Origin of the sequence: Psychrobacter sp. DM4 (assembly GCF_051307035.1) — a bacterium.
Classification (GTDB): Bacteria; Pseudomonadota; Gammaproteobacteria; order Pseudomonadales; family Moraxellaceae; genus Psychrobacter.
This window is the reverse complement of the sequence record NZ_CP195536.1, coordinates 487,655-508,833: the sequence shown is the minus strand read 5'-3', so window position 1 is coordinate 508,833 and position 21,179 is coordinate 487,655. Positions and strand designations below refer to the sequence as shown.

19 protein-coding genes are annotated in these 21,179 nt (G+C 44.5%); 10 read left to right on the top strand and 9 right to left on the bottom strand.

The window, feature by feature from the left end:
• Positions 1 to 64: 64 nt before the first annotated feature.
• Positions 65 to 700, bottom strand: a complete 636-nt coding sequence (locus ACR64G_RS02225; RefSeq protein WP_435979934.1) for a BLUF domain-containing protein — start codon at positions 698 to 700, stop codon at positions 65 to 67.
• Positions 701 to 1,069: 369 nt separating this feature from the next.
• On the opposite strand from ACR64G_RS02225, the gene ACR64G_RS02220 reads away from it, so the two are divergent.
• Both ACR64G_RS02220 and ACR64G_RS02215 read left to right on the top strand, forming a co-directional pair.
• A complete protein-coding gene (locus tag ACR64G_RS02220) occupies positions 1,070 to 2,707 on the top strand; it encodes a nitrilase-related carbon-nitrogen hydrolase (RefSeq protein WP_435979933.1) in 1,638 nt (545 codons plus the stop codon).
• Between the two features lie 112 nt (positions 2,708 to 2,819).
• Positions 2,820 to 3,374, top strand: coding sequence for a redoxin domain-containing protein (locus tag ACR64G_RS02215; protein WP_435979932.1), 555 nt, complete (start codon positions 2,820 to 2,822; stop codon positions 3,372 to 3,374).
• On the opposite strand, the gene ald is transcribed toward ACR64G_RS02215, so the two are convergent.
• On the bottom strand, positions 3,371 to 4,486 hold the full coding sequence (gene ald, locus ACR64G_RS02210) for an alanine dehydrogenase (protein WP_435979931.1): 1,116 nt from the start codon (positions 4,484 to 4,486) through the stop codon (positions 3,371 to 3,373). The genes ACR64G_RS02215 and ald overlap by 4 nt on opposite strands.
• A gap of 335 nt (positions 4,487 to 4,821) precedes the next feature.
• Between ald and ileS the strand changes: the two genes are divergently transcribed.
• Both ileS and lspA read left to right on the top strand, forming a co-directional pair.
• Positions 4,822 to 7,689, top strand: a complete 2,868-nt coding sequence (ileS, locus tag ACR64G_RS02205; RefSeq protein ID WP_435979930.1) for an isoleucine--tRNA ligase — start codon at positions 4,822 to 4,824, stop codon at positions 7,687 to 7,689.
• Positions 7,682 to 8,317, top strand: coding sequence for a signal peptidase II (gene lspA, locus ACR64G_RS02200; RefSeq protein ID WP_435979929.1), 636 nt, complete (start codon positions 7,682 to 7,684; stop codon positions 8,315 to 8,317). The genes ileS and lspA overlap by 8 nt, the downstream gene beginning before the upstream one ends.
• Before the next feature lie 115 nt (positions 8,318 to 8,432).
• Here lspA and ACR64G_RS02195 read toward each other — a convergent pair whose 3' ends face one another.
• Positions 8,433 to 8,933, bottom strand: a complete 501-nt coding sequence (locus tag ACR64G_RS02195; protein ID WP_435979928.1) for a hypothetical protein — start codon at positions 8,931 to 8,933, stop codon at positions 8,433 to 8,435.
• A 23-nt stretch (positions 8,934 to 8,956) separates the two neighbouring features.
• Positions 8,957 to 9,622: a DUF1294 domain-containing protein gene (locus ACR64G_RS02190; protein WP_435979927.1), complete on the bottom strand. Its 666-nt coding sequence runs from the start codon at positions 9,620 to 9,622 to the stop codon at positions 8,957 to 8,959.
• A 161-nt stretch (positions 9,623 to 9,783) separates the two neighbouring features.
• Between ACR64G_RS02190 and ACR64G_RS02185 the strand changes: the two genes are divergently transcribed.
• A complete protein-coding gene (locus tag ACR64G_RS02185) occupies positions 9,784 to 10,281 on the top strand; it encodes an FKBP-type peptidyl-prolyl cis-trans isomerase (protein WP_435979926.1) in 498 nt (165 codons plus the stop codon).
• Between the two features lie 21 nt (positions 10,282 to 10,302).
• Positions 10,303 to 11,343 (top strand): aldo/keto reductase, encoded by a 1,041-nt coding sequence (locus ACR64G_RS02180; protein WP_435979925.1) that lies wholly within the window; start codon positions 10,303 to 10,305, stop codon positions 11,341 to 11,343.
• Between the two features lie 107 nt (positions 11,344 to 11,450).
• Here ACR64G_RS02180 and ACR64G_RS02175 read toward each other — a convergent pair whose 3' ends face one another.
• Positions 11,451 to 12,251 carry a lysophospholipid acyltransferase family protein gene (locus tag ACR64G_RS02175; RefSeq protein WP_435979924.1) on the bottom strand — a complete coding sequence of 267 codons (801 nt, stop codon included), beginning with the start codon at positions 12,249 to 12,251 and terminating at the stop codon, positions 11,451 to 11,453.
• A gap of 248 nt (positions 12,252 to 12,499) precedes the next feature.
• Here ACR64G_RS02175 and hflX point away from each other — a divergent pair, with 248 nt between their 5' ends.
• From hflX to ACR64G_RS02155, 4 genes are all read left to right on the top strand, one after another.
• Positions 12,500 to 13,957, top strand: coding sequence for a ribosome rescue GTPase HflX (hflX, locus tag ACR64G_RS02170; RefSeq protein WP_435979923.1), 1,458 nt, complete (start codon positions 12,500 to 12,502; stop codon positions 13,955 to 13,957).
• 291 nt (positions 13,958 to 14,248) lie between these two features.
• Complete coding sequence (locus ACR64G_RS02165) at positions 14,249 to 14,686, top strand: CidA/LrgA family protein (protein WP_435979922.1); 438 nt, start codon at positions 14,249 to 14,251, stop codon at positions 14,684 to 14,686.
• A 46-nt stretch (positions 14,687 to 14,732) separates the two neighbouring features.
• Positions 14,733 to 15,422 carry an LrgB family protein gene (locus tag ACR64G_RS02160; RefSeq protein WP_435979921.1) on the top strand — a complete coding sequence of 230 codons (690 nt, stop codon included), beginning with the start codon at positions 14,733 to 14,735 and terminating at the stop codon, positions 15,420 to 15,422.
• Positions 15,423 to 15,623: 201 nt separating this feature from the next.
• Positions 15,624 to 16,415, top strand: coding sequence for a lytic transglycosylase domain-containing protein (locus tag ACR64G_RS02155; protein ID WP_435979920.1), 792 nt, complete (start codon positions 15,624 to 15,626; stop codon positions 16,413 to 16,415).
• 136 nt (positions 16,416 to 16,551) lie between these two features.
• On the opposite strand, the gene tsf is transcribed toward ACR64G_RS02155, so the two are convergent.
• The 4 genes from tsf to ACR64G_RS02135 form a co-directional block, all read right to left on the bottom strand.
• Complete coding sequence (gene tsf, locus ACR64G_RS02150; protein WP_435979919.1) at positions 16,552 to 17,436, bottom strand: translation elongation factor Ts; 885 nt, start codon at positions 17,434 to 17,436, stop codon at positions 16,552 to 16,554.
• A gap of 166 nt (positions 17,437 to 17,602) precedes the next feature.
• Complete coding sequence (gene rpsB / locus ACR64G_RS02145; protein WP_435979918.1) at positions 17,603 to 18,466, bottom strand: 30S ribosomal protein S2; 864 nt, start codon at positions 18,464 to 18,466, stop codon at positions 17,603 to 17,605.
• Between the two features lie 304 nt (positions 18,467 to 18,770).
• Entirely contained in the window at positions 18,771 to 20,030 is a 1,260-nt protein-coding gene (locus ACR64G_RS02140) for a multidrug effflux MFS transporter (RefSeq protein WP_435979917.1), read from the bottom strand.
• Between the two features lie 230 nt (positions 20,031 to 20,260).
• Positions 20,261 to 21,073: a crotonase/enoyl-CoA hydratase family protein gene (locus ACR64G_RS02135; protein ID WP_435979916.1), complete on the bottom strand. Its 813-nt coding sequence runs from the start codon at positions 21,071 to 21,073 to the stop codon at positions 20,261 to 20,263.
• Between the last annotated feature and the right edge of the window lie 106 nt (positions 21,074 to 21,179).

Here is a 21,179-nt window from a genome sequence, read left to right as displayed (position 1 = left end):
GCTAGACCTAATAGTCTGGCGTCTTTTTATTTTGCTTTAAATTTGCGTGCTTTGAATAAAACTATCAGTAGCTAAGCAGATATAAACCTAAGAGTAGTAATATCGCCAAAAACCCTTGTACGATTAAAAAGGCTTGGTGCGGCGCTGCGAAGTGTTTAACCATATTGCCCATCGCGTTATAGGTAATGCCAGCCGCTTTTATGTGCGGCGGATTATCAAAAGTATTGATCACTGTGATGAACTGTCCTGTACGCTGAGGGGTCCAGCCATGCGGCGCAAAAGGCAGAAAAGGTGACAGTTGCACCGCCTGTTTCTTGGTAGCAGGAGACCACAGCCAGCGCTCCAAAAACAATAAGCGCATGCGCCAATCTTGAAAACTGCGCTGATGAATGTTCTTTAGAGATAATATCTGAACGTTCTTATGACGTTTATCAGCGAAAATCCGCTTTTGTAACGTCAATACCTCCCCTTTTTCGCCCTCCAAGCATTGCAAAAATTGACCATTGCCATAACACAGAGTACCTGTAATACCATGCTGCTCATTATAGTTGCGAGCGTGCGCCTCGACTTCGTCAAACACAGACGCTCTCAGACGTGAACTAAAAGTCATACTACTAACATAAACCAACTGGATCATACTGTCCTCTGGTATCTCAGACAGTTTTTCGACTGTATCCATGTAGTCTAAAGGTAAAGGCATAAAGAGAATCCTAATGGCTTTATAATTATCAAGCCCGTAAAGTACTAAAAAAAGCAAATGACTACTAGGGTTATAAGGACTACCAAGGTCAACTGGAAATTGTACTTTTAAATGATATGATAGCGAATTGAAATTTCTGAGATAACTTTAGTTTAAGTACAAAATTCAATCTTGAAATTCAAGTTTGAATTGAAAATTAAAAGTCTCACAAGTCTTTGTTATCGTTAATGATTGTAACATTATTATCGTTTATACTAAATCGTTTTTTGTGAACGTCAATAAACACCATAAAAACAATACGCTATTCAATAAACTACCTAATCCCTTACTTATCAATAGACAGCTACGAGCTGTCAGCATAGGATATATATGACCAAAATAGAAAAGCTAGATGATCTGCATCTCACGATTGCTGAGATTAAGAAAAAAGACTACCCGCAAGTAAAAGAGCTTATGGACCGCGTCTACGTCAATCTTGGAGGCGCATGGTCAAAAACGACCATTCATACGTTGATTGATGCCTTTCCTGAAGGTCAAATTGCTCTATTCGATCACGATCAATTGATTGGTATGGTGCTATCGATGCGTGTCGACTATGCAAAATTTTCAAACCCGCATACTTATGATGACTTAATCGGCCACAAAGAGATCATTCAAGATAATCCTGAAGGTGACGCGATGTACGGTTTGGATGCGCTCATCGATCCTGAATATCGAGGTTATCGTTTAGGCCGCCGCCTTTATGACGCGCGTAAAGAGCTATGTCGTCAGATGAACTTTCGCTCTATCTTGGCAGGCGGTCGTATTCCAAAGTATCAAGATCACCAGGACTTGACGCCGGGTGAGTATATCGATGCGGTCGAAGCGCGCGAGATACATGATCCTGCTCTCTCCTTTCAGCTCTCTAACGGCTTTATTGTCAAACGTATTTTGACGGGTTATTTGCCAGATGACAAACAATCTAAAGGCTTTGCCACTTTGCTTGAGTGGGCCAACATCTACTACGAGCCCAAAGACTATAAGCCCAATACCCGTAAGTCTGAGGTGCGTATCGGTGGTATCCAGTGGCAAATGCGTGAGGTCGAGTCGCCTGAGGAGCTACTACAACAAGTAGAATTCTTCGTCGATATTATGGCAGATTATAACTCGGATTTTGCCTGCTTACCTGAGTTCTTTAACGCCCCTTTGATGGGCTTGTGTGAGTCCACTGATCAAAACATTGCTATTCGCTTTTTGGCAGGCTACACCGAATGGTTCAAAAACGAGATCTCGCATTTAGCGGTCAGTTATAACGTCAATGTCATTACCGGCTCTATGCCGCTACTTGATGAGGACGATACGTTATACAACGTCAGCTATCTATGTCGTCGCGATGGTACCGTTGAGGAGCAGCGCAAGATTCATATTACCCCGCATGAGCGTAGCGCTTGGGTGATTGAAGGCGGTGATGAGGTCAAAGTATTCGATACTGATGCGGGTCGTATCGGTATTTTGGTCTGTTATGATGTTGAGTTCCCAGAGCTTGCGCGTTTAATGGCGCTCGATGACATGGATATCTTATTTGTACCATTCTGGACCGACACTAAAAACAGCTATCTACGCGTACGTCACTGCGCACAAGCACGCGCGATTGAGAATGAATGCTACGTGATGATATGTGGTTCAGTGGGTAACTTGCCACAAGTTGAGAGCCTCGATATTCAGTACGCGCAGTCGTCTATCTTTTCGCCCTCAGACTTTGCCTTTCCGCACGATGCTATTATGGCAGAGACCACTGCTAATACCGAGATGGTATTCTTCTCTGATCTAAACTTAGACAAGCTCATTCATGTGCGTAACGAGGGCTCAGTACATAACTTGCTCGATCGCCGTGATGATCTGTTCAGCCTAAAATGGAAGCGAAAAGCGAAAATACCTGCAAGTAAACTGACAAATGAAGAACGCCGCGAAAACTCAGGTAGCGTACTGCTCGGTGATCCCTTACAAGGTCGCGCTGAAAAATTCTAAGTACTAAATATTTTAAGCACTAAATATTTTAAGCACTAAATATTCTAAAACACAGGTACTAAAAAACGGCTGATATTTCAGCCGTTTATTTTTGTGTAAAAAAGCAGGCATCATGATGACCGATACAAACAAAGCCTCAAAACCTAGGCTCACATCTAAAAGAAAAGCGTTATCGATACTCAAAACCGTGCTGATATATAGCATCGTATTTGCGGTGATCTATACCGCTGTCAACTGGTGGCGTCAACCCATCATGCCTGCTAACCCGCAATTGCAATTAGTAGATTATCAAAGGCAAACTGTCAATTTAACTGCGATGAGTCAAGATAAACCGACGCTCGTATACTTTTGGGGAACCTGGTGCTCGATATGTAGCATTACTTCTCCAACTATCGATAAGCTGGCGGCAGAGAATAACTATCCCATCGTGACGATCGCGATTAAATCTGGTAGTAATCAAGAATTACAGAGCTATATGCAGCAAAAAAAATATAGCTTTGCTATCGTAAACGACGAAGACGGCGCTATCTTCGCTGATTGGCAAGGACAAGTGACGCCGTCCTACGTAATCTTAAAGGACGGCGAGATGACGCAAGGGCTGACAGGTATTCAGCCGCTATGGTCATTGAAGTTGAGATTATGGTTAAGCTCAGTTGTTAGCGCTTAACTCATCAGCTCCTCAAGCGCTTTATACTCGTAACCTAGCGCCTCGGCGACGGCTTTATAAGTGATATGACCTTGCACCGTATTGACACCTTTTGCGAGTGCTGGGTTGTCATGACAAGCTTGCTTAAAGCCCTTTTTGGCCAGTGCCAGTACATATGGCAAAGTGACATTGGACAAGGCCAGTGTCGATGTGCGCGGTACCGCGCCTGGCATATTAGCGACGCTATAATGAATGATACCGTGTTTGACGTAAGTGGGATTGTCGTGAGTGGTAATTCGATCGGTAGTTGCAAATATACCGCCTTGATCAATGGCAATATCGACAACGACGCCGCCATCATTCATTGATTCAATCATCTCTTCACTAACCAGTTTTGGCGCTGCTGCCCCCGGAATCAATACGGCACCGATGACCAGATCACTCTCTTTAACGCTGTTAGCGATATTAAGTTTTGTGGACATCAGCGTCTGCACATCGTTACCGAACATCTCGGATAATTGCTTCAATCGTTTTGAGTCTAAGTCCAAAATCGTGACATCCGCTCCTAAGCCGATAGCGACTTTGGTAGCCTCCGTGCCTGCGATACCGCCACCGATTATCGTCACTTTGGCTTTTTTGACCCCAGGAATACCGCCAAGCAAAATACCTTTACCCCCATAAAAGCTTTGCAAAAACTGCGCGCCGATCTGAGTGCTCATCCGTCCTGCAACCTCACTCATCGGTGTCAAAAGCGGTAATGAATTATCTATCAGCTGTACCGTCTCGTAAGCGATGCCCATGACTTTTTTATCGACTAATGCTTTGGCAAGCTTAGGTTCAGCGGCCAGATGTAAGTACGTAAATAAGGTCAATCCTTCTGTGAAGAACTCATATTCCTCAGACTGCGGCTCTTTGACTTTGATGACCATCTCAGCGTCCCATGCCTTTGCTGCACTATCGACGATGGTTGCGCCCGCATTTGCGTAGTCGTCGTCTGTGAACTGTGAGCCGATACCTGCATCAGTCTCGACATAGACCGTGTGACCATTATCGACAAGAGCACTAACACCGTTCGGTGGTAGACCAACACGATTCTCGTTGTTTTTTACCTCTTTTGGAATTCCTATCTTCATAACATATCCTTGTCATTTTTGTGATTATTTTAATTCGGATCTATTCAGTTCAAATAGACGCCAATTAAGTACAGTTGTACACCCATTATGGCTTTGACGCAACTAAAATGATAAGCGAGCTATAGAGCCCTTTTTACCCTATCTTTTTTGTCATATAATGGATGACGCTTAAAATGCCTATTATCATGCAAATCTTATATACTGTGTGCGCTATGCCTATGATGACGAGTCGCGTTCTAGAATAACGAGCGTACGTTTGACTACTAACTTTTTGGCTATACAACATAACCCTCTATCGCGCCACTCAATTTTATATCAAAAAAAGACCTTTTCTTATGACTGACAACGTTAATGATAAACCTCTTCACGACTACAAAGATACGCTAAACCTCGCCGACACGCCCTTTGCGATGCGCGCTAACCTTGCCAAACGTGAGCCAGATTGGCTGGCGGCGTGGGAAACTGACGACGTGTACGGCAAAATTCGCAAGGCGCGTACAGGTGCGACCAAATATATTTTGCACGATGGTCCTCCATACGCCAATGGTCAGATTCACTTAGGTCACGCGGTCAATAAAGTGCTCAAAGACATGATAGTCAAATCCAAGACCTTGTCAGGATTTGATGCGCCTTATGTGCCCGGTTGGGACTGTCATGGTCTGCCTATCGAGCAAAAGGTCGAAGCCAAGGTCGGCAAAGTAGGTCAAAAGGTTTCCGCCACTGAGTTTCGTGGTCTTTGCCGTGAGTATGCAGCTACCCAGATTGAGTTACAAAAGACTGACTTTAAGCGCTTAGGTATATTTGGTGATTGGGACAATCCTTATCTAACGATGAACTTTGCGCAAGAAGCTAACATCGTCCGCGCCCTTGCCAAAATCCACGACAATGGTCATGTCACTCGCGGTATGAAGCCTGTCAATTGGTGCTTGGACTGTAGCTCTGCTCTAGCAGAAGCCGAAGTGGAATACCAAGACAAAGTCTCTGATGCCATCTACGTCAGCTTTGATGTATTAGATACCGAAAAGGTTGCGGCGTTGAGCGAGATCGACGGCAGTATCGCTGCGGTCATTTGGACGACGACGCCTTGGACGCTACCTGCTAACCAAGCGATCTCGGTACATCCTGAGCATGACTATAGTGTGGTCGCAACTGACAAAGGTAATTTCTTATTAGCGACTGACCTCATTGAAACCGCTGTAACTGAGCTGAAACTCGACAATAAAGGGATATTAGCAACGGTATCAGGACGTGAGCTTGAAAACCTAACGGCTCAGCATCCTCTAATTGAAGACCGTCAAGTACCGCTCATCTTAGGCGATCACGTAACCACCGATAGCGGTACGGGTCTTGTACATACCGCACCTGGTCACGGTCTTGACGATTATATTGTCGGTCTTAAATATAATCTGCCCGTTGAAAACCCAGTAAGCGGCACAGGCGTCTATTTAGAGAGTGCGGCGGTATTTGCAGGCGAACATATCTATAAAGCCAATCCCAAGATCATCGCTGCCCTCCATGACAATGGTCACTTGGTTAGTCATACCAAAATTGAGCACAGCTACCCGCACTGCTGGCGTCATAAGTCGCCGATTATCTTTCGCGCCACGCCGCAGTGGTTTATCAGTATGGAAGAAAAGGGGTTACGCGAGCGTGCACTAAAAGATATTCCACAAGTACAATGGACGCCAGCATGGGGACAAAACCGTATCGAGTCTATGATGACCGGTCGCCCAGATTGGTGTATCTCGCGTCAGCGTACATGGGGCGTGCCAATTGCCTTTTTCACCCATAAAGAAACAGGCGAGCTACACCCTAATACATTAGAGCTGATGGAAATCGCCGCGCAAAAAATTGATAAAGGCGGCGTTGAAGCTTGGTTCGATGCCAGTTGTGAGGATTATCTAGGCGATGAGGCAGATAATTATGATAAATCTACCGATACCTTGGATGTCTGGTTTGATTCAGGGACGACGCACTTTACCGTTCTCGAGCAGCGCGAGGAGTTGACCAACCCTGCTGATATGTACCTAGAAGGCTCTGACCAACATCGCGGTTGGTTTCAAACGTCACTATTAACGTCTGAAGCCATGTACGAGCGCCCACCATTTAAGCAAGTATTAACTCATGGTTTTGTCGTCGATGAAAATGGCCGAAAAATGAGTAAATCACTCGGCAACATCATCACGCCGCAAGATGAGATCAATAAAACGGGCGCGGATATGCTGCGTTTGTGGATTGCATCAAGCGATTATCGTTACGAGATGAGCGCGGGCAAAACGGTGTTTAAAGGCGCGATCGATATGTATCGCCGTATTCGTAACACCTTGCGTTTTTTACTTGCTAATACCGATGATTTTGATCCTGAAACCAATAGCGTGGATATCGATGAATTAGTCAGTCTTGATAAGTTTATCCTCGAGCGCACTCAAACCGTACAAGCACAGATCGTTAGTGCCTATGATGCGATGGACTTTCACCAAGTCACTCAGCATATTGCAGCGTTTTGCTCGCAGGACTTGGGCAGCTTTTATTTAGATATTATCAAAGATCGTCAGTACACCACCCAAACGGATGGTCAACCGCGGCGCTCAGCGCAAACGGCGATTTATCATATTGTCCAAGCGCTAATTCGCTGGATTACGCCGATTTTATCGTTCACCGCACAAGAAGCATGGGAGGTATTGCACGGTAAAAACGGCAGTGACGCCGGCTATGTATTTACCCAAGAGTGGTACGAGTTCCCAGAGCTGGAGCTGAGCGCTATCAGCTCCAAGGACTGGCAAAACATCATGCGCGCCAAAGATATCGTCAATAAAAACATCGAAACCGCACGCGGTGACAAAATCATCAATGCTAACTTATCTGCCGATGCCACGCTCTATGCAGAGGGCGAGATGCATGATAGCTTAGCCAAACTTGGCGCGGAGCTGCGTTTTGTGTTGATTACCAGTAAAGCCACTCTTGCACCGTTAGGTGATGCGCCCGCTGGCAATTCATCTACTGAAAAGTCATCTGCTGATGTTGGAGACAATAGCGACGCGGCAACGAGTCTCAAAGTTGATATTCGTGCGGCTACAGGTACTAAATGCGTACGCTGCTGGCACATCCGTGACGACATTGGCACCGATCCTGCGCATCCAGAGCTTTGTGCGCGCTGCGTGACTAATGTCGCAGGCGTGGGCGAGGTGCGTCACTATGCTTAACACCCCTGACTCCTCCAAGCAACAAACGCCGACCCCAATCGATGAATTACCAAAACCGGTACATATCACCACTGGCAGTTCGGTGACACCTATGGGCCGGTTAAATAAAACGCCCAAGATCGTCGCTAACGGTAGCCGAGCGTTCATCTGGTATCTATTATCGCTAGTTGTCATTGGCTTTGATCAATGGACTAAATGGTTGGCTGAGACTCGACTAGTATTTAACGATCCTGTACCCGTCATCGAACCGTTTTTGAATTGGACTTTGGCCTATAATTATGGCGCAGCCTTTAGCTTCTTAGCAGATGCCGGCGGCTGGCAAAAGTGGTTTTTCTCTGGGCTTGCATTGATCATATCGATGGTCTTAATCGTCTATCTCATCAAAGCGCCAAGAAACGCCAAGCTGCTATCGACGGGTCTCGCCTTAGTGCTCGGCGGCGCTATCGGTAATCTGATTGATCGCTTACTACATGGTCATGTCATCGATTTCATCCACGTACATAATGCCGATGTCTGGCATTATCCGATCTTTAATATCGCCGATATGGGTATTAGTATCGGTGTGGCGATGATTGTCATCGATATGCTATTCTTTGAAGGTAGACGGGAAGGTAAATCTAAGGCTTAGCTTTCGACACCATCATTTAAGATTTATGAAAAAGGGGGTTCACTTTGGTGTGAGCTCTTTTTTTGATTATGATTTAATATAAATTAATGAATTGAAACTTTTCTTCTATTAATTATTACTCTTCGTAGTCAAGTTCAAGATAATTTGGCCATCCCAAATCTCCTCTACCATACTCCCAGCTTAGATCGTTGTTAAAGACAAGGCATCTATTCTTAGGAAGAAAAATCGTACAGACCTCCTCCTCTTTTTGATCACTAATAAATCCAATCGATAAACCATTATCTAGTTCTAAAACCAAACCATTATCATTGTTTATTAAAATATTCATCAATCGACCAAATTCAATCCGCTGTAATTCGTCATCCAAATCGTCATTACTACAGGTATTATTTTGACCTTCTAAAATTAATTGTCCATCTTTTAAAATCTTCCACATTCGATTATAAGTACGAAATTGCCATTCACCATAAAAGAGATCCACATTTCGTTTTTGATTATGATAAATTTTTGGGCCAAAATCTATAGCAAAGCTATGATAATAACCTACTCGCTTTCGACAGCAGACTTTATCATAGCTACCTTCCATCAAAGATAGAACTTGTTCAAAAGTATACATAGTTAGTGCCTTTATTAAAAAATCTACAACAACCCTTCCAAACCCTCACCCGCCATCACAAATAATAATCCTGCCAAGTTAATGACGATGGTCAAATAATACGCCATTCGAAATTCAGGCTTTTGTGACTTGTGACGCAGATAGGTCTGTGCAACCAGCGCGCCTACCCAACCGCCAAGCGCGCTCAAAATATGCAAGGTCATCTCAGGCGTGCGCCACTCATTATTTTGCGCGGCGGCTTTGTCTTTGGCATATATCATATACGTGATGATTCCCAAAGCTATATACCAGCCAACAACCAGCCAGCTGATCTCACCTGTAAATGCGAGTAGCACCAGTACGCCATAGAAGCCTATACCAAGGAATAGACGCTTTTTTTGTCCCTCTTCAAAGTCGGCTTGAGCGCTGCGCTTCTGATTGCGCTTGCGAATTTGACGGTTCTTATTCGCCATTTTTTGTTGTACAAAGCTCAGCTCTTGTACGTGCTTGGCCTGCAATCGACCTTGATTATCTTGGCCAAGCGTAAAGACGACTTGTTCGCCAATTTCGGGGCGGCGCGGCGCTTTAAACTCACTGACGTGAAAAAATACCGATTCACCAGCAGCGCTTTTGATAAATCCAAAACCTTTGTCATCATGCCATTTTTGTACGACGCCTTGTATAAGCGTGCCTTGCTGTTTGTTTGCCATCGCTATCTGTGCTCGCTTATAGATTCAAAATTTTAGCACCTTATTTTTAGCACCTTATTTATAGTACCGCATTTACGTTACATTATTGGCGCTTACATCCCCTATTATTTACCTTATCATTTGATGCATTGCTTTTCTTTATCATTAAATGGCTTTTGACTATGACCGATCCTCAATTTATCAATCCTAATGAAGATACGCGTATCGCTTACGGCAGTAGCGTAAAACTACACTTTGAAGTTTCTCTAGAGAACGGCACGATGATAGACTCGACCTTTAGTCGTGATGCGCCTGTCACGCTAACCATCGGTGATGAAAGTCTGCTACCCGGCTTTGAGCAGGTGCTAATGAATCTGCGTGCAGGCGATACCCGTAGCGCACATCTTGATCCTGAGCAGGCCTTTGGAGACTGGAACCCTGAGAACATTCAGACCTTTAGCCGTACGCAATTTGCGCTCATCGCTGACAATCCTGAGATTGGTATGATGGTCGAGTTTGAGGATAAAGGCAAAAACACTTTGCCCGGTACGATTAGTGCCATTGACGACGATGAGGTCGAAGTGGATTTTAATCATCCGCTGGCCGGTCAAGCCGTACTCTTTAAAGTCAAAATATTCAAAGTGACCCCGCCTGGGGTTACTGGCGTGCAGCTCATCTAAAACAATACATAGGATAATAAAATGAAATACGAAACACTACCGCAAATTAATGAAAAAGTATCGAAAATTTGTCTAGGTACGATGACATGGGGACAACAAAATGACGAGAGCGAGGCCCATGCACAGATGGATGTGGCGCTAGACGCTGGCGTCAACTTTTGGGATACCGCCGAGATGTACCCCTCTCCGCCCGATAAAGACAAGCAAGGCGACACCGAGCGGCACATGGGTACATGGTTTGCTAAGACTAAGCAACGGGATCAAGTTATACTCGCAAGCAAAATGTCGCCAATGAGTTTTTTGCGTGATGGTAACAGCCGTTTCAATGCTGAGCACATCAGTCAAGCTATCGACGGCAATCTTGAACGTTTGCAAACGGACTATATCGATGTATATCAATTACATTGGCCAGAGCGGCAGACGAACTTTTTTGGTCAGCGTGGTTATACTGAGGATATGGCAGCGCAGTCATTAGAGGATTTGACGCCGTTTTTAGAGACGATTCAAGCGCTAAACGATGAGATCAAAAAAGGTCGCATTCGTGCGTACGGCTTGTCTAATGATACCGCTTGGGGACTGATGCGCTATCTATGGGAGGCGGACAAACATGGTTTGATCGCGCCTATTACGGTACAAAACCCTTATAGTCTGCTCAACCGCTTGTATGAAGTTGGCATGGCGGAGATGGCTCATCGCGAAAACGTTGGTTTACTTGCCTACTCGCCGCTGGGTTTTGGCGTGTTATCTGGTAAATACTTAGATGGTAAACGTCCAAAGGGCGCACGATTGACGAAATATGATCGTTTTGATCGTTACGTCAATGAGCAAGCACTATCAGCAACTGAGCAATACGCCAAGATAGCCGCTGACGCAGGACTAGATATGGCGCAGATGTCACTCGCGTTTGTCAATTCGCGCTCATTTGTCACCAGTAATATCATCGGCGCAACCAGTATCGAACAGCTTCAATCTAATATCGATAGCATCGATCTGGCCTTAAGTGAAGAGGTACTAGAAGCCATTGAAGCCGTCCATATGCAGCAGCCTAATCCATCACCTTAATTTTATTGTGCAATGAGATCGCTCAACAAAAACGGCGCACCCCATCAAGGTTTGCGCCGTTTTTTATATGACTGAATACAAACAGTTCGAGTGAAACACTAAAGACTCTATATCTGAGGCGATCTGTTAAGTACTCTAGAATGTAGCGCCTCTAAACCCTCTTGCATACGCTCCTGTAACTTATCAGTTATCTCACTTTTACTATAGCCATTAGGGTCTATTGGCTCAAGTGGTAGGACATAAGCGGTGATGTTTTTGCTATCAAGTACTTTTTTAAGGCTCTCTTTCATGGTGAGTTTACCATAATAAGGTAACGCGTCACTTAACGTGCCGTCTTTATTGACATAAGCTAATACCATAGGTTGTACCGGTACTTTGGCATCTATTGCTGCTTGCAATAGCGTGCCATGGATGCGCTTAATTTTCTTGCCATCAGTCGTGGTCGCTTCAGGGAAGAATATGACTGAAAAGCCTTCTTTTAAGAAATCCGCAATTTGCGTGGCTACCGATCCTGCATCTCCTGAACCACGTTGAATAAACACTGTACCAGCAGCGTGTGCAAGCTTACCAAATACTGGCCACTCGCCAATCTCAGCTTTGGATAAAAAGAACGCTGGACTCACAGTGCCTACGACCGGTATATCCATCCATGAGACGTGGTTCGATACCCATAGACCGTGATGCTGCGGTACTGGCTCGACCTCTACGACCTTGACACCGAACGAGCCTGCCATCTTGCGACAAAACGCTTGAATATAGCGTGGTAATTTTTCTCTAGGAGGCTCTCTAAAAGCGCCAATACGCTGAGCGGCGCGTAAGCCGCCTACCATCGTTGTCGTCATACCAGCGATTTGTTTGCCGCGGCCCAACTGTTTTTTGATTGAAAAATTTGACTTAGATTGACTCATCTTTGTCCCTTGTGAATATAGTGCGTTATTATAATAAGAAGTGAGGAAGGATAAAAAGCGAAACAAGTATAACAAACTTCTCTGAGTCGGTGACGATTTGTTCACTCAGGTCGTTTACGCTTAGCGTTCACTTAGACTCTATTAACATAAAGTTATCGCAAAATGCACTCATACGCTTTAATATCGACGGATAAGACCACATATAGAACGTTATATCAATGTGATAAATTAATTATAGGTGACTATTTTTGGAATATTTTGATAGACATGCAGGTGGCGATCGCGCCATTATCGTCCATTTAGACATCCGCCAGATTCAAGATCCTGATGATCTTGGCGAATTTGAGTTACTGGCTGACTCTGCAGGTGCGGATCGATTGGCACTAGTAACAGGCTCACGCCTAAAACCTGATGCCAAGTACTTTGTGGGTAGCGGCAAAGCAGAAGAGATCGCTGAATTGGTACGTGAGCATGATGCTGATATCGTTCTTTTTAATCACAATCTATCGCCCTCACAAGAGCGTAACCTTGAAACGATAGCCCAGTGCCGCGTTCTTGATCGCACTGGTTTGATCTTAGATATTTTTGCTCAGCGCGCTCGCACTTACGAAGGTAAATTGCAAGTGGAGCTGGCGCAGCTCAACCATTTATCTACGCGCCTCGTTCGCGGTTGGACGCATTTGGAGCGTCAAAAGGGCGGTATCGGTCTGCGTGGTCCTGGTGAGACGCAGCTTGAGACCGATCGCCGCCTACTACAAACGCGAGTCAATCAGCTTAAAAGCAAGCTTGAAAAGGTACGCCAAACGCGCGCGCAAGGTCGGGCTCGTCGGCAAAAATCTGACGTACCAACTATCTCGCTTGTCGGCTACACTAATGCTGGCAAGTCCACTCTATTTAATCGTCTGGTCGATGAGAATATTTATGCCGCGGACAAACTCTTTGCCACGCTTGATCCAACGCTGCGCCGTCTAGACTGGCAAGGGGTTGGACGTGTGGTCTTGGTCGATACGGTAGGATTCGTGCGCCATTTACCGCATGAGCTAGTCGAGTCTTTTCATGCAACTCTTGAGGAAACATTAGAGGCGGATCTATTACTTCACGTCATCGACTCCTCAAGTGAAGATATGCACGAGCAGATTCAAGCGGTCAAAGCGGTGCTGGCTGAGATTGACAACGACGTTCCTGTACTCAACGTCTATAATAAGATTGATCTCACCGATGAGCCTGCTCGTATTGGCTATGCCAGCGCAGGCAAGCCCAATCGTGTCTATGTATCATCGAGAGAAAACCTCGGTATGGAAGAGCTATCTCTTGCCGTACAGCAGCTGCTGACTGGGACGCTAACGACCTTTGATTTGACGCTACCTTATAATGCAGGCCAATTCAAAAATACTTTGTATGAGCTGGGTGTTATAACCGAGGAGAGCTACGATGATACGGGGCATGAGTGCTTAACGATACGTTTGCCAAGTGATAGGCTAAAACAGCTACTGGGTCAAGCCGATTTATCGCCTTTGGATGTACTGCCTTTAGCACAAGCAACGCTATTAATGCCTGTTCTTGAACCTTTTGAGACAGCTGAAAATGATGAGTCAGTAACTGACACAGATGCCTCTAGTGCTGAAGCAAAAGACCCTTTGAACAGCCATTTAGACAATGAGACTGAAATAGACTTAGCATCGCCAAATACTACACCAGAGGTTTAGTAGATCAGTTGAAAGGCTTTTGTCAGCAATGATTAAAATACCTTTAGCTCAATGCAAGCGGTACTTGTCCTATACGATGAGTGCCGCTTGTTTTTTATAGCGTTATATTGATTACTCTTGTCATACGGTATCCTTTTTGAATCTAGGTGTATTAATATCTCCACTCTGTATATAATTGGCGCTTACATAATAGACAATTGTGTTGAGTAAGATGTCATCTGGATATCATTACTTGGTGCAACTCAGATTTTAAGCAAACTATTTCGTTTTATAATACACCATGAGTCACTTATGATCTCTCGCTCAAAACTGCCATTATGGATGGCTGTAATTCTAACGCTTGCCATGGTTATTGTTGTCCGTGAGTCGGCGGTCATTATCTGTGGCTGGGCTGGCATCGAAAAAGCCGCTAATATCGTCGGTTTGGTTGCGATGTTCTTTATACTTATAGCTTGGCGCTTGATAAAGGGTCTACCCCATTGGCTCACTCAAGCTAGTAATACCTTGCTCGTCGACAGTGGTTTTGCCTTTTTGCCCGTCTCTGCTGGCGCTGGTATCTTGCTTTTTGGGCTTGGTGATGAGTTATGGGGTGTCATATTAACGATGGTTATCAGTACGCTCATACCGCTATGGGGTCTTGGTATTCTGGCCAATCGCTGGTTAAATAGCAGCGACACTGTGGATACTTCAGTAGAGGCGTCAAGAAAGTCTACTAGGCCTCAAGAGTAGTCGTGCATTTTATTAGAGGTCGTTATGTGTTTTGCTAAGGGTAATCATGTATTTTAACAATATAGTAGTAGCGACAGGTGCGGCGATCCTATTGACTCTGGTCGCGCATGTGAGCGCACGTATCCTTGCAAAGAGGCTTACTTGGTTGCCTATGGTGATTACCGCGCTAGTTTTGGTCATTGTATTTTTGTTTATTTTACAATGGGATTATGAGCACTACTATAGCGTAGCAAAACCTGTTTTCGATCATCTGTTAGGCTATGTAACGGTCTTACTTGCTGTGCCTCTAGCAGCAATGAGCTTTAAAGGTTTGCCTGTCAAACGTCTCTCCATGATTGTGCTTATGGCTAGCGTTATCGGTGCTCTATTACCAATGTCACTCGCTTATCTATTTTCGCTTAGTCAAGAAACTATTTTGGCATTTGCAACGCGCTCTGTAACCACGCCTATTGGCTTGAGTGTGGCAGATTTGATTGGCGCTCCTCTAGCCATGGCGAATTTAATTATTATCGTATCAGGTCTGCTTGGTGGCACACTCGCACGATTCTTGTTTCGCGGTATCGATGATGATCGTGCCAAAGGCTTGGCATTAGGACTAGCGGCGCATGCCTTTGGTACCGTTGAAGCATGGCAAATTAGTGCCACGGCTGGACGTTATGCAGCTTTCGGCTTGGCGGTCAATGGACTTTTGACCGCAGTATGGGTGCCTATATTCTTCAGTGCGCTTTTAGCATAGTATACTGTTTAAGAAAAATACAAAATTTCAAACAGTTCAGTCTATCTCATCATTATCTTGGACATAAGTTCATTTCGAGTTTTGTGTTATAGTTGTGTTATAGTAAGGTACTGTTATTCATATCTATTTTGAATAAGCTGATTCTCAAGCGCCTCAAAACATTAAGCAATCTGATCGTATTTGATAAAAAGTGATGCCTTTATGATAAACACCCAAACCCTTAGTCGTTGTCTGTCACCAATATTATTGACCTCTATTGCCTTGTCTGCGCTTTCTATAAATGCGCACGCAGGCAATATGTATATCTATAAAGACAAAGGCGGACAAGTCCTACTAACTAACGTGAACCCTAGTGGCAATTTTGAAAAATTCACCAAAAAAGTAAAAGTCACCTACTATAAAGATAGTAGCAACTATAACAATAGCGCAAATAGTAATGATTATGGTAGTAGTCCTGCTAGTAATAGCGGTAGCCGCAACGCTTACGACAGCTATATTCGTGCCTCAGCTACGCGTCATGGCGTAGATCCTGGTCTTATGAAGGCTATGATGCATACTGAGTCAGCCTTTAACCCTAATGCTCGCTCTCCTGTCGGTGCTCAAGGTTTGATGCAACTAATGCCTGCTACTGCTAGACGTTTCAAAGTCAGCAATGCTTGGGATCCTGCGGATAATATCGAAGGCTCAGCTAAATATATCGCTTGGCTAATGCGCCGTTTTGACAATAATATCGAATTTGCTATCGCAGGCTATAACGCTGGCGAAGGCAACGTCGATAAGTATAATGGCATTCCTCCTTTTAAAGAAACCCGCAACTACGTCAAAAAAGTGATGAGCCGCTATCATAGCTTGTACAAAAACGACTCTGGACTCTCAACCAGCTCGACTACTTATAATGGTATAAATGACAATAGCTCTATGCAAAATGTCAGCTTCGGTACGACTAATAACAGTGCCAGCTATACTAATTCAGCTTACGCCGCGCTACGTTAAGCCAATTACCTTCTTAAAGGGTTCATATATTGCATGATGCAAAAAGCCCGCTAATAGATAGCGGGCTTTTTTGTATTTATTTAATTTGCAATCACTAAGTCATACAAGCAATACTTGTCTGACCTTTAGTAATCACTTACTGGTTTGCAGCAGCTTGCGTTGCAGCAACTTCTGCGGCAAAGTCTTCTTGCTTTTTCTCAATGCCTTCACCAACTTCTAAACGCTTAAAGCCTAATACTTTAACGCCTTCCGCTTTTAGTACGTCGCCGACCTTTTTGTCATTGTCCATGACATAAGGCTGACGTAACAAGGTCACTTCGTCTAGATATTTACGTAGACCACCTTCGATCATTTTTTCGACGATGTTGTCAGGCTTACCTGACTCACGAGCTTTAGACTCGATGATGTCTTTTTCGCGAGCTAATACGTCCGCTGCAACGTCTTCATCATCAACCGCTACTGGGTTAAAAGCGGCGATATGCATGGCAAGGTTCTTACCTGTATCCGCAGTGCCACCTTCAAAAGAGACGACCACACCGATGCGTAGACCATGACGATAAGAGGCAAGATTATCACCTTGTAAGCTCTCAACGCGGCGTAATTGAATGTTCTCACCTATTTTTTGTACGAGTGATACACGAGCTTCTTCAACGGTTTGACCGTCGCCATAAGGCAACTCGCCAATAGTGGCAACGTCAGTTGTGTCGTTCTCTAAAGCGATATTTGCTACTTTTTCAGCAAATGCGGTGAAGTTATCATCTTTTGCAACAAAGTCGGTTTGGCAGTTTACTTCGACTAGGAATGCTTTTTTGTCATTTTGCGCGATGATAATAGCACCGTCAGCGGCGATATTACCTGCTTTTTTAGCCGCCTTTGCTTGACCAGATTTACGCAAGTTGTCGATGGCAACTTCAACATCACCATTTGATTCCTCTAGCGCTTTTTTGCATTCCATCATGCCAAGACCTGTACGGTCACGCAATTCTTTTACCATTTTGGCAGATACTTTTACGTCTGTCATAAGAGTTACCTCTATTTGTTGTTTGTGAGTGTGCTTGATATAGGTTTGCTTAACGAGAGATAGCGTTTTGCTAATAATAAGGCATGACGAGTACTATTTCATCATGCCCTTTATCGGTGCTAAATAGGTCACTGACAATGAGTCAATGTAACGCTATCGTTAAGACTTATAGATCAGTTTGTGCTTCGGCTGGATTTTCAACCGCAGGCGCCTCAGCAGGCTGCTCAATTGCAGTTGCTGATTCTTCGGTAGCAGGAGCTTGCTTGTCAGCTGGTGCTTGCTCAGTTGGCGCTGCTTGTTCTTGATCCACTTTGCCGCCCGCTTGCGTTTGTGCATACTCTTTACCAGCGATGATCGCATCAGCCATAGAACTGACATACAAAGTCACGGCGCGGATAGCATCGTCATTAGCAGGGATGATATAATCGACGTTGTCTGGGTTAGAGTTAGTATCCACGATACCGATAACTGGGATACCTAGGTTTTTAGCTTCTTTGATTGCAATCGCTTCATGATCCACGTCGACAACGAAGATGGCGTCAGGTAGGCCGCCCATGTCTTTGATGCCGCCTAGTGAACGCTCAAGCTTTTCCATATCACGCGTACGCTCTAATGCTTCACGTTTAGTTAGCTTAGCAAACGTACCGTCTTCTGCTTGTTTTTCAAGCTCTTTTAGACGAGTGATTGACTGGCGTAGTGTCTTCCAGTTGGTCAGCATTCCACCTAACCAGCGATGATCAACATACGGCATGCCAGCGCGAGCCGCTTGCTCACGGATGATACCGCTAGCGGCGCGTTTAGTACCCACGAATAGTACTTTATTTTTCTTAGCGGCTAGGCCGTTGACGTAAGTCAATGCTTCGTTAAAAGCTTTTACGGTGTGCTCTAGGTTGATGATATGAATCTTGTTGCGAGCGCCAAAGATGTAAGGACCCATTTTTGGATTCCAAAAACGAGTTTGATGACCAAAGTGAGCGCCAGCTTGGAGTAAGTCGCGCATTGCGATTTGTGTTGGGTTGTCATTTGCCATGTAAAAATATCCTGTTGGTTGGGTTATGCCTCCACATCACAAAAACGGCCTATCTAGCAACACGCATTTGCTACCCATTTTTCTAAAAAATAAAAATGAATCCTGCAAATTAATCAAGTCGCCAAACACCCAGCAGTTTTTTGCCATGATGTGTGTGTCATTGGTTGGTTAAAAAATGCGCTATCAAAAAATAGCTGCGCTGTATTTTAGCATAAACAGATATATGGTCGCTAGTACTATTACAACGTACAGTAACAAGTTAGGGTGATAATAGTAAAGAGTATTTATAACCAAAATCAATGACTTATTCAGCATCGTCCAAATTTAAGTTACGATCAATTTGCCAAATTAAATACGCACCAAGGCTCATTAGTGAGAACATAGCAATACCAATCTTGAGTACGGGATTGACGGGGAATAGATTCAATAGCAAGCCGCCAAATATGCCCACTGAGAACATCAAAGAGCCTTGTAGTGCACTAGCCATGCCCGCGCGTTTTTTCTGAAAGGCCAGCGCAATAGCGGAAGCGTTAGGCTGTGTGAGTCCTAAACCTGCAATACAAAAGAAGATACAAGTGAGCACCAGTGGTAGCCAAGCATCAGTACCCAAAAACAGACCTATCACGAATAGCACGCCTGCAGAAATAACCTGCATCATCGCCCCAAAACGCAAAATACTCAGAATACGAAAACGATTGGTGAGCCATTGATTGAGCTGGGTTAAGAGCACAAAACCTGCAGCATTCATCCCAAATAGCCAACCAAAATGTGTCGTCGATACGCCATAAGTATCCATAATTAGCTCAGATGCAGAACTGATATAGACGAACATCGCACCCATCAGCAATCCGCCCCCAATAGCGGGATAATTAAAGCTTTTATCTTTGAGTAGATCCCAATATTGACTAAGCACCTCTTTGGCAGGACGTGCATTGCGATTCTCTTCTGTCAAAGTTTCAACGAAAAAGAACTTGGTCAGCAATAAATTAAGCGCACCAAAAGCGGCTAAAAACCAGAAGATAGAATGCCAGCTGAAAAACTGTAAAAACAATGCACCAAGTGACGGCGCTAATATAGGCGCAAGGCCCATGACGAGTATCATAATGGAGAACGCTTTTGCCGTTTGTTTGGCTGTTAATCGATCACGAATCGCAGCACGCGTCACAACCGACCCCACACAAGCGCCAAGTGCTTGTACGGTACGTCCAACAAACAATACGTATTCGCTATTTGTCGTCGCACAAACAATAGAGGCAATAACGTATAGTGTCATTCCAAAATATAGAGGTTTGACACGGCCTACGCGATCACTCAAAGGCCCGTAGATAAGCTGACCAAACACCAAGCCCACAAAATAAGCGGGCACTGAGTTTGCCATAAAGGCAGTCGACACCCCAAAGTTATCTGCCATCGAGGGCAGCGCAGGCAAGTACATGTCTATAGACAAAGGACCGACAGCGACTATTAGCCCTAACATCATAATCCATGCAATCGGTAAATCTGCAGAGCGTACGCGCGAGCTTGCTACTGGTTTAGGGTTAGAAGGGGCGTTTGGAGTAGACATGGCAAGACCGTATGATTAAATAAAATAATTAAGGCGAATGATGTCGTGCGTCAAAATGCACAAATAAGACAGCAGACAGTGCTATATCGCACTGTCTGCTGGTATTTCAATAGGTAGAAAGAATTGATGACAATATACGCTTATAAGATATTATAAAACATAAAGTAAAGGCATATGTCTATAGAACACAGAGTGCTGTGAGGTATTGGTTCTCAATGAATAAAAAGCTATTACCTAAACTGACGCTTGGCAAAAGTAACACTAGCATCTTTGGCTTTTTTTAGGGCAAGCTTACGATTGCGACCTAGCATAACTTTAACTTGCCATACTTTTTCTTTATACAATGTAGTGGCAGGCTGCTGATGCATCGCATTGATAACGCGTTTACTTGCGAGCACCGCATCAGGTGAGCGCTCAGCAAACTCTGCGGCCAATCTTTTAGCATGCTCAAAAGGCTCATTGCTACAGTGAGTGATCAAACCTAGCGTTTCGCCCTCGACCGCATCGATAAGACGTGCGCTCATCGCCAGCTCTTTGAGTATGTCTGCACGTACCACGCCGAATGCTGATTGGCTTAAGCCCATATCGGGCACTAGCCCCCACTTAGCCTCCATAATAGATAGTTTACAGTCAGGATGACTGACACGAATATCACAAGCTAATGCTAGCTGTAGCCCGGCGCCTATACAATGACCTTCTAATACGGCAATGACTGGGATAGGTACTTCACGCCAAACTAGGCACACACGCTGAAATAAGCTTTGCCAAGGTTTAATTAGTTCCCAAAACGCATAAGCTCGATTCTTAGGATTGTTCAAATCACTTAAATCAATACCAGCACAGAACGTTCCTTCAGCGCCATCAATGATAACGGCGCGTAAGCTCTTGTCTTTGCCAATACGCTCAGCTACTTTGATAAGCTCTTTGATGAGCGCAAAACTCAAAGCATTCTTTTTGTGAGGTCGATTGAGCGTGACGGTCAGTATGTCTTGGGTCACGCTTAATTGTAGCGCTTTGTATTGATGAGCAGTGATGGCGTGCATAATCATCCTTAATAATGGATAGCAAGGGTCAAAAGGCTAGAACGAATAGATCCTATGATAGCAAGGTTGCCAGTACGTTGTTAGCGCGGCAACTGACCTTGAGTGT

Coding starts and splice junctions, on each gene's coding strand:
- ACR64G_RS02225 (WP_435979934.1), bottom strand. CDS start 700: ATGCCTTTACCTTTAGACTACATGGATACAGTCGAAAAACTGTCTGAG.
- ACR64G_RS02220 (WP_435979933.1), top strand. CDS start 1,070: ATGACCAAAATAGAAAAGCTAGATGATCTGCATCTCACGATTGCTGAG.
- ACR64G_RS02215 (WP_435979932.1), top strand. CDS start 2,820: ATGATGACCGATACAAACAAAGCCTCAAAACCTAGGCTCACATCTAAA.
- ald (WP_435979931.1), bottom strand. CDS start 4,486: ATGAAGATAGGAATTCCAAAAGAGGTAAAAAACAACGAGAATCGTGTT.
- ileS (WP_435979930.1), top strand. CDS start 4,822: ATGACTGACAACGTTAATGATAAACCTCTTCACGACTACAAAGATACG.
- lspA (WP_435979929.1), top strand. CDS start 7,682: ATGCTTAACACCCCTGACTCCTCCAAGCAACAAACGCCGACCCCAATC.
- ACR64G_RS02195 (WP_435979928.1), bottom strand. CDS start 8,933: ATGTATACTTTTGAACAAGTTCTATCTTTGATGGAAGGTAGCTATGAT.
- ACR64G_RS02190 (WP_435979927.1), bottom strand. CDS start 9,622: ATGGCAAACAAACAGCAAGGCACGCTTATACAAGGCGTCGTACAAAAA.
- ACR64G_RS02185 (WP_435979926.1), top strand. CDS start 9,784: ATGACCGATCCTCAATTTATCAATCCTAATGAAGATACGCGTATCGCT.
- ACR64G_RS02180 (WP_435979925.1), top strand. CDS start 10,303: ATGAAATACGAAACACTACCGCAAATTAATGAAAAAGTATCGAAAATT.
- ACR64G_RS02175 (WP_435979924.1), bottom strand. CDS start 12,251: ATGAGTCAATCTAAGTCAAATTTTTCAATCAAAAAACAGTTGGGCCGC.
- ACR64G_RS02165 (WP_435979922.1), top strand. CDS start 14,249: ATGATCTCTCGCTCAAAACTGCCATTATGGATGGCTGTAATTCTAACG.
- ACR64G_RS02160 (WP_435979921.1), top strand. CDS start 14,733: ATGTATTTTAACAATATAGTAGTAGCGACAGGTGCGGCGATCCTATTG.
- ACR64G_RS02155 (WP_435979920.1), top strand. CDS start 15,624: ATGATAAACACCCAAACCCTTAGTCGTTGTCTGTCACCAATATTATTG.
- tsf (WP_435979919.1), bottom strand. CDS start 17,436: ATGACAGACGTAAAAGTATCTGCCAAAATGGTAAAAGAATTGCGTGAC.
- rpsB (WP_435979918.1), bottom strand. CDS start 18,466: ATGGCAAATGACAACCCAACACAAATCGCAATGCGCGACTTACTCCAA.
- ACR64G_RS02140 (WP_435979917.1), bottom strand. CDS start 20,030: ATGTCTACTCCAAACGCCCCTTCTAACCCTAAACCAGTAGCAAGCTCG.
- ACR64G_RS02135 (WP_435979916.1), bottom strand. CDS start 21,073: ATGCACGCCATCACTGCTCATCAATACAAAGCGCTACAATTAAGCGTG.